General features: G+C 64.4%; 9 protein-coding genes. 5 read left to right on the top strand and 4 right to left on the bottom strand.

Translation table 11 applies throughout. The annotated features are described in order from the left end of the window. Positions 1-36: 36 nt before the first annotated feature. Complete coding sequence (locus tag AB0H61_RS29590; RefSeq protein WP_357310818.1) at positions 37-489, bottom strand: hypothetical protein; 453 nt, start codon at positions 487-489, stop codon at positions 37-39. Between the two features lie 277 nt (positions 490-766). Here AB0H61_RS29590 and AB0H61_RS29585 point away from each other — a divergent pair, with 277 nt between their 5' ends. Together AB0H61_RS29585 and AB0H61_RS29580 are read left to right on the top strand one after the other, a co-directional pair. Continuing rightward, positions 767-1,459: a MerR family transcriptional regulator gene (locus AB0H61_RS29585; RefSeq protein WP_357310816.1), complete on the top strand. Its 693-nt coding sequence runs from the start codon at positions 767-769 to the stop codon at positions 1,457-1,459. Between the two features lie 509 nt (positions 1,460-1,968). Beyond that, the gene (locus tag AB0H61_RS29580) at positions 1,969-2,175 is read left to right on the top strand and encodes a hypothetical protein (RefSeq protein WP_357310814.1); all 207 of its coding nucleotides are present in this window, start codon (positions 1,969-1,971) and stop codon (positions 2,173-2,175) included. Between the two features lie 337 nt (positions 2,176-2,512). Here the strand turns inward: AB0H61_RS29580 and AB0H61_RS29575 are convergent, their stop codons facing one another. Continuing rightward, positions 2,513-3,121 (bottom strand): hypothetical protein, encoded by a 609-nt coding sequence (locus AB0H61_RS29575; RefSeq protein ID WP_357310812.1) that lies wholly within the window; start codon positions 3,119-3,121, stop codon positions 2,513-2,515. A 346-nt stretch (positions 3,122-3,467) separates the two neighbouring features. After that, positions 3,468-4,346, bottom strand: coding sequence for a proline dehydrogenase family protein (locus AB0H61_RS29570; protein WP_357310810.1), 879 nt, complete (start codon positions 4,344-4,346; stop codon positions 3,468-3,470). A gap of 265 nt (positions 4,347-4,611) precedes the next feature. Between AB0H61_RS29570 and AB0H61_RS29565 the strand changes: the two genes are divergently transcribed. The 3 genes from AB0H61_RS29565 to AB0H61_RS29555 all read left to right on the top strand — a co-directional run bounded on the left by AB0H61_RS29565 (position 4,612) and on the right by AB0H61_RS29555 (position 7,566). Continuing rightward, positions 4,612-5,124, top strand: a complete 513-nt coding sequence (locus AB0H61_RS29565) for a hypothetical protein (RefSeq protein WP_357310808.1) — start codon at positions 4,612-4,614, stop codon at positions 5,122-5,124. 1 nt (position 5,125) lies between these two features. Then, the gene (locus tag AB0H61_RS29560; protein WP_357310806.1) at positions 5,126-6,337 is read left to right on the top strand and encodes an MAB_1171c family putative transporter; all 1,212 of its coding nucleotides are present in this window, start codon (positions 5,126-5,128) and stop codon (positions 6,335-6,337) included. Between the two features lie 344 nt (positions 6,338-6,681). Beyond that, positions 6,682-7,566 carry an alpha/beta fold hydrolase gene (locus AB0H61_RS29555; RefSeq protein ID WP_357310804.1) on the top strand — a complete coding sequence of 295 codons (885 nt, stop codon included), beginning with the start codon at positions 6,682-6,684 and terminating at the stop codon, positions 7,564-7,566. A 91-nt stretch (positions 7,567-7,657) separates the two neighbouring features. Here the strand turns inward: AB0H61_RS29555 and AB0H61_RS29550 are convergent, their stop codons facing one another. Continuing rightward, the gene (locus AB0H61_RS29550; RefSeq protein ID WP_357310802.1) at positions 7,658-12,259 is read right to left on the bottom strand and encodes a type I polyketide synthase; all 4,602 of its coding nucleotides are present in this window, start codon (positions 12,257-12,259) and stop codon (positions 7,658-7,660) included. Between the last annotated feature and the right edge of the window lie 40 nt (positions 12,260-12,299).

Genomic DNA, 12,299 nt, shown 5'->3' with positions numbered 1-12,299 from the left:
CCGCAATAATTTTCAGCACTCTGCCACGAACATCTCTCAGATGCCGTCGGTTCCGGTCGGCCGCAGCGGCCGACCGAGCACAATCCGCCGCCGCGGCGCGGTCGGCACGGGCTCGGTACACACCGGCCGCGCGCCATTGCGCACGATCCGCATGGGCCGCTTGTGATCCAGCGGCGTGGTCCGATGACTGTCCAGGTTTTCGACGACCTTGCCCGCGCCGTCATAGGCGACACCGGCCCAGATCATCGCGCGCGGTCCATCACCGCTGGCAGTGAGCGATTGGGCCAGCTGGGCGCACTGCGTCAGCAACGGGCAGTCGGCGCACAGCCGGACGGCGGTGCGCCAGGCATCGGGGGTTCCGGCGTCCAGGTCCCAGTTGTTGGGGACGTCCGCGCAGGGTGGCCGCTGTGTCGACTTGGCGCGGGCCGACGGGATCTCCATCGACTCAGCGAATCCGGTAGCCAACGTGGGGGTTTGGGTAATGCTCATAGCCATCTCCGAGGATGCCGAGGGCACGCAGCAACAGACTCGTGGCCCATGGATCGGACAGTCAGACAGTCATCAGGGCTGCTCAACAGTCCCCGGAGGCGCCGACTGTGAAGGCCGGCACATCGCACGCTAACCGACCGCTGGCCACCTCGGCAAGACTTCATGCCGCTACGTAACGGCACGTTGACCGGGATGTGGCGCAAGCGTAACGTTAATTAGCGGTCCGTTTAGTTACGGTCCGTTTTACATCGGGTCAAGATGTGGTTTCCTGATAGGTATGACTGCGGAGTCCGAGTACACGATCGATGAACTCGCGCGAGTGGCCGACACCACCGTGCGTAGTGTCCGCGTGTACCACGAGCGGGGGCTGCTCCCGTCACCCGATGTACGCGGGCGGATCGGCTACTACGGGACCGATCATCTGAGCCGCTTGCAGACGATCAGCCGATTGCTGGGCCGGGGCATGAAGCTGAACGGAATCAGGGAACTACTCGAGGCGTGGGATCGTGGTGACGGACTGGCCGAGGTCCTCGGCGTCCCCGACCAGCCCGCCGCGGAGCCCGCCGAACCGGAGGAGTCGCATCCCGAACTCCCCGAGTATGCGAAGCAGGCGCTCGCCGCCAGTGACGACCCGCTAGAGGCCTACCGGGTCACCAACCCGCGCTGCTGCGACCTCGCCACCCGACTCGTCGACGGCGGGATCCCGGTGCACACCAGTTTCGAAATGGTCGAGCGACTACGCGCCGACTGCGACCGGATCGCGGGCCGCTACGCCGACGAACTCTTCCACAGCCTGGCCGGTAAGGCCTTCGAGCAGTCCGAACGCAGCCCGAAGGATCGCACGAAGTTCGAGACCGACTTGGCCATCGCGCGCCTGATCGTCACCCGCGCCGCCGCCGAACTGATCGACCAGGCGTTCGCCCGGCATGCCGAAGCACCGCCGCTGTCCTTCGGTCCCCAGGCGGGCTGATCGAGCAGGGTCGTTCCATCGGTGATTTCGGTCGGCGTGGTCGGCGGGATCGTGTAGCTGTTGTTTTGCGGACCCCGCGCGATGTGGGTCGCGATCGTCGACCGGATGCGCTCGGCTCGCTCCGTGGGCGAGGTAGCGCGCCGAGAGGGGCCGCGGACCGGGCATCGTTCTGCGCCCGTCACGCGGTCGAGACGGGCGAGCCGCGAATGCCCGACCCGTGACGCGCGGGCGCTCGTCGCCGACACCGAAAGGCCGGTGAGTCAGACCGTTGTCGACGACCAGTGCCCGACCGATCAGTGCTGGTCCGAGGTGATGCCGTGACGTCGCAGCGAGCCACGGTAACTGTGACGTCGGTCGCGCTCATCGCGCCCCGCGGTTCAGAGCTATTCCGCATGCGGCTTCTCCACCAACAGGATTCACGCATTCGGCGCCGACCTCATTGGCTCGGGTTAGTGTTACGGCGCGTAGCCGTGATGCGGTGCCTGACCGTGGGCATTACAGTGCCGACCATGAATGCAGGAAGCGCCAAGAAATTGGTCGCTGTCGGGATACTGCCGGTCATGCTGGCGATGGCACTCGGCTCGGCCGCTGTCGTCGCCTCGACGATTCTGCTGTGGCTCGCCGCGGCGGTTACCGTCGACTTCACATTCCATCCCCGCCCGCGCGGGTACCGGTACCTGCGCGGCCTGGTGGGCCGCCTGGTCCACGGGTCGTAGCGCGGACCGAGCCTGCTCGGCCCGGTCGACGTCGCACTCTCCCCCGCACCGGATCAGCATCGGGGCCGACGCGGGCGCGCCGCATCTCACCCCTGGTGGCATTACCGATAATGCCGCGGTGCAGGGCGGCGCAACGCCGGAAGGTCACTCCACGAATCCTGTTGCCCCCGTAGGGCAAGTGCCGAGGTGATCGCCGCGGTCCACGGCGGGCGAGCGAAACCGGGAAGACTTCGCTCGCGCGCCCGTAACCTTTGCGGATCGGCGCCGCCGTGTCAGTCGCGGACGCGGGGAGATCGACCGAGACCAACCCGTCGGCGTCGGGGGCGGTACGGGCCGACTACTTGCGCGCCGATACCAGCCTCGGGTCGTGCAGGTCGAAGTATTCGACCTCACCCATGAGCTCGCTTTCCTCCTCGAACAGCGTCCGCAGGTCGTCGGGGATCTCCAACTTCTCGGCTTCCCGAGCCGCGGCTTCGGAGGTGAAGTACACCGCCTCGACGTATGCGTCGCCACCGTTCGTCGCCAAAAGCCCGCCGAGAATATCCGGGCGCAATTCGTGCACACGATCGCCGCCCTGCGTCAGCAGTTCGCGCATCCGGGCCGCATCGCGCGTGTGGCCCTCCATGATCTGCACGAAGCCGGCCTCGTCGGAGCCACCACCCATCCACTGCGTGACTTCGGGGCAGTCCATGAATTCGACAGGCCCGTCGAAGCATTGTTCGGTCTCGGCCCACCACGCACCTTGCTCCGGGCGCTCGCTGTTGCGTCGCGCCGCCTCCGCGGATTCGAAGCGCGCCAACGCGATGAATGTCCCGTCATCGCACAGTCCGCTGGTCGTCCCGAGGTAGCCGACGGCTCCCGGTTGCAGTTCCTCGGTCCACCGATCCATGCACCGTTGTAGTCGGTCCGGATCGGAAACCTTGCCTTGAATGACTTGAATGAACATCTGTCCTCCTCGTGCGGAGCGTTCACTCCTGTGCGGGGCCGACACGTCGTGGTCCACCGAAGGGTGCGCAACCGCACGGCCCGCGAACGCCGCCGCCGCACAATCAATCGTTCGCTGGTGGGAAGCTGCGCGCAAGGGTCAGGCGGTTGCCGAATCGGGCCAGTTGAGCCTGGACTGCCAGGCAAGCGCCGAACAAGCCCAGCGCGTCGCTGACGCACTTACGGGCACGCATTCTGGTCGGAAGCTAACGGACACGGTTGATGACAACGTGCGCGCCGATCTGCCGCCGCCGTGCGCTGCGCTGTGGGACCGACCCATCGCAGCGTCTACCTTCGGTGGGCGATGGTCAAGCGCCACGCGATTCGGCAAGTCGGCGCATCCAGTAGCGAAACCAGTTGTGGCCGAAGGGGATGTACAAGCGAACCGGCACACCGCGAGCGGCCAGATCGTTCAATATCTCCGGTCGCACCCCGAGCAGCTGTTCCACCGGTACCGGCCCGAGCGCGGTCAGAAGCGCCTCACGAAGGACACCGTCATGGGTCGCCAGCGCGAACGGCGCATGTGCTGCCGCCAGCCGATGCGCCAACCGCATGAAGGCGACGTCGGTGGGCTCGCCGTACGGCAAGGCTCGATCGGGCGATTCGAGGTAGGCGCCCTTGACCAGCCTGATATGGACGCCGGCCTCGAGTAGACGCTCCATGTCGTCGGGCGTCCGGCGCAGATTGGCCTGGGCGGTGGCACCGAGGCGGTCGGCCATGCCTCGGCCGGCTACGTCGAGTACACACTTCAACACCGCATCCGCGCGCGCGTGGTCCTCGGCGCCGACCTGGATACGCCGACCCTCCGGCAATGCCTGCGCGATCGCCGCGAGACGATCGGCACAGCCGGTCGGGTCGATATCGAGGCCGAGATGGGACAGATCGACAGCCAGCCATACGTCTTGCGGGAGACCGACAAGGTCGTCGGCCAACCGCAGATAGTCATCAGCAACCCGCTGCGCGACACGGGTATCGTCGACCAGTTCACCGAACTGATCGATACTGGCGGCCACGCCACGCGCATGGAGTTCCCCGGCCACCTGGACGGCGTTGGCCGCAGCAGTCCCCGCGACATACCGCGACGCCGCTCGCCAAGCCAGGTCCTCACCTCGCGGCACAGCCCGAACAACCCGCTCCACAACGACACTCGTGGCCAGCCGGAACAAGATCGCGCGATCAATCGACATGGTCACATCCTTCCAGCCCTTCGTCGGCCACCGGTTGTCCAGTCGCACCCTCGTCGCTCACAGGCACAAGGTGCGGCAACTTCCCCCACCAGCGCAAGAGCTGGCTCGAGTAGTGAGCGGATCAAGGCCGATGATGTGCGGCCGATCCGCAGAGGGCGGATGCGAGAAAGCTTGCGCGACAGGCCACGTCCGCGACAATGCTCTGTAGGCGATTACGCTCACCGCAATATCGGCATAGGTCAGTGATCAACGAGGGGAAGGCGTAATGGAGGATCTCGCCGCGCGATTCGAGGAGCTGGGTCGCCTGGTGCCGATCCCCTACCCATGGGACATAACGGAATACATCGCGCGGGTGGCAGAGTACCGGGGACGGCCGATTACGTTGTGCCCGATCGACGTCGGCGCACTCTTGGGGAACGGATGCGGCACCGGAAGTGGCCTGTGGATTGCCCGGGAAGGCGACGACGTGATCATGTACGGGGCCGACACCGAATGGCATGCCGATCACATCATCGCCCACGAGATCGGTCACATGCTGCTCGGCCACGGCGCGACTGCGAGCGGTCCCGGTGGTGCCGCGGCTGATCTGCCGTTGCGCGAATTGATGCCCTCGCTGTCGCTGGAAACCATCCGCAGCGCACTACGCCGCGAAGACTACGGCAGTGATCGCGAGCACGCCGCCGAAACGTTCGCCGACCTGCTGCTGGTCGAAGCGATGCTGCCGAAGCGGTCGGCGAGCCGGTTCCGCTCGACGTTCTTCCGAAACCGGCATCGATGACATGACCTCTCCGATCCCAGGTCTGATCGCCTGGCCGGTCCTGACAGGTATCACGTTGGTGCTCGCCGGTCGGTGGTGGCTGTTGCGGGACAGCATCGTCGACCGGCTCATCAACCGTGCGCTCACCGCCGGTCTCTTCGAACACCTGTTGCGGGAGGCATGGTTCGAGCAGTCACTGGCCTGGCTGCTGCCCGGCGACGACAGCGACGTAGTCAACATCGCCCGACAGCTCTCGCTGGGCGCAACCGTGTTGACCGTCTCGTATATCTACGGCTTTGCGAAGTTGTGGGCAGGCGCCGATCCCGCCCACACGTGGCGCAGGCAGTGGCGTTACGACCTCGTCGCGATCACCGCCACCGTCGTCATCCTGATCGCAGGGACGCCCGCCCGCAGCGCCGACCAGTTGATCGACCAAGCCCTGGGCTGGCCGGCTGTCGTGGTCTGGGTCGCGTTTTCCCTGCCGCTCGGCGCTACAGCCCTGCTCGTCGGCCGGGTAAGTGTGCGCGAGATGCGCGCCACAGGCGACACCACCTGGCAGGAACGTGCGCTGTACAGAGTGGTCCTGTGCACCGCGGTGGCCCTGGGGATCATAGCGGTCGTATACCCGATCGAGACCACCAGCAGTGTCATGACAGGCCGACCGTCATTCGATCCCGAGATGCACTGGAAGGCATGGGGCGGCTTCTTTCTCTCGGCCGTCGGCGCTTCCGGCGTGGTCACGGTGCCGCTGATCAGTACCCTGCTCACCCGCATCGGATGGGACCGCACCGGCCGATACTGCCGCCGCCTGCAGCCGATGTGGACGGATCTCACTGCAGCTGTACCCGAAATCGTCCTAGAGATGCGGCGCGACCACAACGGCCGAACAGACCCGGCCATCCGTCTGCACCGCATGACGGTCGAGATCCGCGACAGTCTGCTGCATCTCAAGCGCTACAGCGACAGCCCTGACGATCTGGCCGCCACAGGCGGTGACCCACATATCTGTGCCCGCAGCATCGCCGAGGCCATTGCCACCAAAGCTGCCGGGCACCCCCCGAGCGCGAGCCGGTTCACGCCCCGGCACCAAGTCCAACCAGGGGCACGGGACCTCACCGCGGAACTGCGCCAGCTACTCGCACTTGCCAAAGCATGGCCACACGTCCGCGGCCTGACCACCACCATCGACCATGGTCCCCAGCCGACTCGGCCGCTGGCTGGATCCGCAGATTGAGCGGATTCCCCACACGCCCGGTCGCCGCACTCCGGCGATTCGGCGGTGCGCCGACGCTGGGTGGCCCGGACGATCTCGGAGGCCGTGACGGCAGCGGTCCCTTCGGGGCAATCGCGCCGGGCAGGTTCACTCCGGTCAGATATGTCCTGATGAGCATGGCCCCAATAGCCCGAGTTCGCCTGGCATCGCCCTCGCACTCGACTGCGCACGTACGCAAAACCCCGACTCAGGCGATGCGCGTCGGGAGACCGGACAGGCTCGTGTGCTGCCCCGGCTGACCGGTCCCCGACGACGAGATCACCCGCTTGTCGAGTCCGGGTTGTTTTTAACGCCAAACTCGAGGAATGGTAGGACTAGTACAAGTACTACCGACCCCGGAGCGGGCTCGACGGCAGACCCCAATGGGCATGATCGAGCTTCCCCAGAGTACATTTGAGGCGGTCACACTAAATCTGAAGAAAGGCTCCCGCCCTATGGGTAATAGCTGGCTGCGTCGCCTATCCCCCTCCCCAGGGAATGGATCCCATAAATTAGTCTGCTTTCCCCACGCTGGCGGCTCCGCCATATCTTTCGGACCATTGGCAAAGTGCATAGGATCAGAATACGAAGTTCTTGCCGTCCAGTATCCGGGACGGCAAGATAGAAGACATGAACCGCTCGTGGATAGCATTTCAGACCTCGTCGACGGCCTGCTGCCTGAGCTGATCGAAACGGTTAAGGACACAGAGAGCTTTTCCGTCTTCGGCCACAGCATGGGATCTGTTGTAGCTTTCGAGGCCTGCAGGCGGCTCAAGCAGGAAGTGGGAGCGACCGCAAGAGTCCTGTTCGCCTCCGGTCGGCGCGCCCCTTCGTCGACGCAAACCGGGCACGTGCACCTGCTGAGCGATCGTGAACTGTGTGAACTATTACTGAGCGTCGGCGGCACACCACCGGCATTGCTCGAGGACCCTGAATTTCGGGAAATTGTTCTCTCGATTACCAGAAACGACTACCGAGCTATCGAGACTTACGAGTGCACTACGAACGCGATCGTCAGCTGCCCCATCGTCGCAATTGCCGGCGACCGTGACCCCGATGCAAGTCTCGCGGACATCGAGGCGTGGAGCTCGCACACCTCTGGAAGCTTCTACGCGAAATCATTTCCAGGCGGTCATTTCTTTCTCGATTCGAATTGCGGCCCAGTAGGGCAGCTGATCCGCGACCATAGCTCACAATCGCTGTTGAGCTAGGCGAGAATCGTCGCGGATCATATCGAAGGCTCCTGAACGCAAGGCGGCCACGACCGGGTGAGCACTCGCTCACCCGGTCGTTGCTCCTAGCTCATGAGTCGAGCCAGCCCTCGATCGCTTCTGCAACATCCACTGAGCCGTCCTCCAGCATCGTGAAATGATCAGACTGCACCGACACAACGGTTTGCGTTGAATCCCACGGTTGGGCCTGCCAGTCCACACGATCCGACGAGCTCCCCAGGAATGACTGGGCACACTGGACGAACAACGTCGGCGTGACAACAGAGCCGGGCACCATCTCACGGAGCAGATGCACATACCGGCCCATACCAGTCAACCGGGCTTGGTCGAAGCGACCGAACGTAGCTTCGTTCGACACCATGTGTTCAGCCATCTCCCGAAGCAGCCACTCGCCATCATCGTGCACCCTATAGGTGTCCAACATGACCAGGCCGGCAGGCACTGGGCGGTCAGTCGTTTCCAGGTACTCAGTGACGAGGTACGCCAGCAGGCCGCCCGAGGAATGTCCGAGTAGCACGAACGGCTCTCCCTGCGCAGCCTCGAGGACGCAGCGCGCTAATCCTTCCAATGCCGTCGTTGGCGTCGTCGGCAGTGGCTCTCCCGCGCCGAAGCCGATCAGCGGCAGTACCACGACGTCGCGGGCAGTTCGCAGATGCGATACGACCCGGGCGTACTGATGCGCGCCGCCGGTGGCCAATGGCGGATTGATGCAGATGATCCTTGGAAGTACGGAGCCCGCAGCGAGTCGTGACGGCACCGGCAATCGGTCCAGTTCGTTGGCCGACGAGAACTGCTCACGTAGCTCCGCCACCGCCCTCAGCAAAGCAAAGCCCTCACGAGCCTGGCCGTTCTCTATCGCACCGCGGAACATCCCGTACAGCGAGTCGTCTTCGCCGACTTGATTATTGCCCTCTTGTGAGTCTGTGTTCAGCTCCTTCTGCAAGTATCGGGCCAATGCCATCGGCGTCTTGTGATCGAAGATCGCAGCGGTCGACAGCGTCAGACCGGTGGAAGCATTGAGGGTGCTTCGCAACTCCATGGCAGCCAGTGAGTCGAATCCGGATTCGAGGAAGTCCCGCTCGGGGTCGAGAGCATCGACGCCTTCATGCCCTAGCAGACGGGCAGCGTTCTCGAGTATGTGCATCCGGAGCCACTGCTCCTGTTCGGACTCGGAGAGTTGTGTCAGATGCCGGCGAAGCGCCGCCACGTCCTGCGTTTTGCTGCTCCGCCTGCGCCCGGTCTTCTTGGCGAAGTCGCTGAGCAGCGGAGGCACCGAGTCCCGAGCACGCAGTACAGCTAGGTCGATCTCAACCGGTACGTGCACCGGACGCTCGGTAGTCAATGCCGCATCGAACAATTCCAGTGCTCTATCAGCGGTAAGCGGCGAAAAACCTTGGCGACGCATACGCTGCCGGTCAGCCTCGCTGAGCCACTGCGAAAGTCCGGTTTCGATGTCCCACATGCCATAGGCGAGCGAAGTGGCCGGCAAGCCTTCGGTGTGTCGGTGAGTCGCGAGAGCGTCGAGGAACACGTTAGCCGCTGCATAACCTCCCTGGCCCGCAGGCAGTATCGAACCTGCCACCGAGGAGATCAGCACGAAGGCGGACAGCTCGGCTTCGCGGGTGAGCTCGTGCAAGTACCAAGCAGAGTCGGCCTTGGCGCCGAGGGAGTAGTCGATCTGCTCCGGCGTCAAGGTATCGACCAGGCCGTTGTAGGCAACGCCCGCCGCGTGGACGATCGCACCCAACGGATGCTCCGCGGGCATCGAGGCAAGGAGGTCTCGCAACGCATCACGATCTGTGACATCGCAGGCAGATACGCGAACCTGGGCGCCGAGAGCACTGAGTTCCTCGATGAGATCCTCGGCGGCAGCTGGTCCGCGTCTGCCGACCAACAGCAGGTGCCGCACACCGTGCTCGCTCACCAGGTGCTTGGCGATGTGGCGACCGATCCCGCCGGTACCACCGGTAATCAATACAGTCCGCTCAGGATCCCAGGATGTGCGCCGCTCCGATTCGGGCGACGCGGCGCGGATGAGCCGTGGCACCCGCGTCCCATCCGCATGGACAGCCAATTCCGGCTCGCCCGTCATGGCTGCGGCCACAAGATGATCCGTAGTCGCCTCTTCGTGGGCCTCGACGAGCACGATCCGCCCCGGGTTCTCCGCCTGCGCCGCGCGCACCAGACCCCACACCGCAGCCAGAGCCGGGTCCGCCGTGGTGCTGGTGATCACAGCCAAAGTGCTTGCGGCGTACCGCTCTTCGCTCAGGAACTGCTGGACGGCGCCGAGCGTGCGGTGCAAAGCCGTGCGCAGCCGGACCGGAACGTCGACGCCGTCGACCGGAGGCTGGAAGAGGAAGACCGAGGCCGACTCCGCCGCGCCCCACTCGGCCCAGGCAACTCCCGCCGCGGATCGCAGCTCCGGACCGGGCTGCCAAATGAGCTCGTACAGCGCGTCATGCGAGGATCGGGTTGCGGCCGAGAGCAGTTCGACGGATATCGGGCGCGCCGCGAGGGACCGTACAGACAGTAATGGCGCGCCACCGGAATCGGCCATCGCCAGGGTGACTTCGCCCTGATTCAGCCTGGTCAACCGAACCCGCACCCGCCGAGCGCCCTCGGCGTGCAAACGCACCGAAGACCACGTGAATGGAACGAGGGTCTGCCGCTCGGCATGCTCACGGCCTATTGTCAGTGCGTGCAGGGCCGCATCGAACAGCGCCGGATGTACGCCATAGCCTCTAGTAGCGGTCTGCTCGGGGAGCGCAACCTCAGCGTAGAGTTCCTCACCGCGGCGCCATAGGCCTACCAGCCCTTGAAAGGCAGGCCCGTAGTTGTACCCATAGTCGGCGAGTTCATCGTAAGCACCATCCAACTTCACCTTCGTGGCACCGAGCGGTGGCCACTGAACAAAGTCAGCCCAATCTTGTGGCTCCTCGGTCTCCCTGCCCGAGCTCACACTGCCTTGCGCATGGTGAGTCCATGAGACTGCCGGATCGTCCTCGTCTTTACGCGAGTAGATGTCGAGCAGTCTGCGACCGGTCTCATCGCTGTCACCGACGATCACTTGGATCTGCACTCCGCCATGCCCTTCGAACACCAGCGGCGCCCGAAGAGTGAGTTCCTCCAGTTCTGGACAGTCGACCTGGTCTCCGGCGTGAATGGCCAGCTCAACGAATCCTGTGCCAGGCAGCAGCACCGTGCCGAGTACGTCATGATCAGCCAACCAGGGATGGGTGACAGTAGACAGGCGGCCGGTCAGTCTGACGCCCCCGCCCTCCGGCTGCGCCACCAATGCACCCAGCATGGGGTGTTCCATAGACCGCAGACCGAGCGCGGATGCCTCTCCGGTATGTAGTTGACCTGTGGCCCAGAATCGGCGGTGCTGGAAGTTGTATGTCGGTAGATCTATCATCGCGCCTCCGGAACCGGCGTAGTAGCTCGTCCAATCCACCGTCGAACCCGCGACATGCAAACGTGCGAGCCCGGTCAGCACGGTTGCGGGGTCCGCATTGTGACGTTTGGTCAAAGCGATTGTGGTTGCGGTGTCGAGTGTCTCGGCGACCATCGGGGTCAACACAGCATCAGGTCCGACCTCGGCGAACCGGGTCACCCTCATCCCCGCCATAGCGGTGACGGCATCAGCGAATCGCACCGTCTCACGAACCTGACCCACCCAATACGACAGATCCGACATCTCGTGCTCGACACGGACACCGGTTACCGTCGACACCAGTGGCAGGCTCGGGCGAGCAAACGCCAAACCCTCGATTGCCGAGGCGAATTCAGCCAGCATCGGCTCCATCAACACCGAATGGAACCCATGCGAAACCTGCAAACGATGTGTGCGCCAACCAATCTCGGCACACCGATCGGCGACAGCCACGACATCGGATTCGACGCCGGAGAGCACCACCGACGATGGACCATTGACCGCCGCGATCGACACGCCATCCAGCAGCAGCGGCGACAGATCGGTTTCTGAAGCACCGACCGCGACCATCGCCCCACCAGCGGGTAGTGCCTGCATCAACCGGCCACGCGCAGCCACCAGCACACACGCATCCGCCAGCGACAACACACCCGCCACATGCGCGGCAGCCACTTCCCCGATCGAGTGACCGGCCACCACGTCCGGGCGAACACCCCACGACTCGAGCAGCCGGAACAACGCCACCTCGAACGCGAACAAACCCGCCTGCGCGAACACCGTCCGATCAACCAGATCCTCGGACGCCAACGCGACACTCAGCGAAACCGACTGTCCCAGCATCGGATCCAGTTCAGCGACGATCCCATCGAAATGTTCGGCGAACACCGGATACGCCGCGCGCAACTCGGCAGCCATACCGGCCCACTGCGCACCCTGACCCGAAAACACCACACCCGTGGAACCCGACACCATGCGACCGGTCACCACACCAGGAGCCTGCACACCGGCAGCCAATGCGCGCACACCCGCCAGCAGACCATCACGATTACCGGCCACTACAACGGCACGATGCTCGAACACAGCACGCGTGGACGCCAATGAGAAACCGACATCCACCGGATCCGGATTGTGATCACCCACATGCGATGCCAGGCGGGCAGCCTGACCGGCAAGAGCCTCGCCGCTACGCGCCGAGACCACCCACGGCAGCACTCCACCAGCCAGGACGGTCTTGACCACTGGTACCGGCTCCACCGCTACAGCCGGTGTTTGCTCGATG

It is taken from the genome of Nocardia sp. NPDC050710 (assembly GCF_040654375.1).
In the GTDB taxonomy this organism is placed as follows: domain Bacteria; phylum Actinomycetota; class Actinomycetes; order Mycobacteriales; family Mycobacteriaceae; genus Nocardia.
Note: the sequence above shows the minus strand (reverse complement) of the source record. Positions and strands in the feature narration are given on the sequence as shown.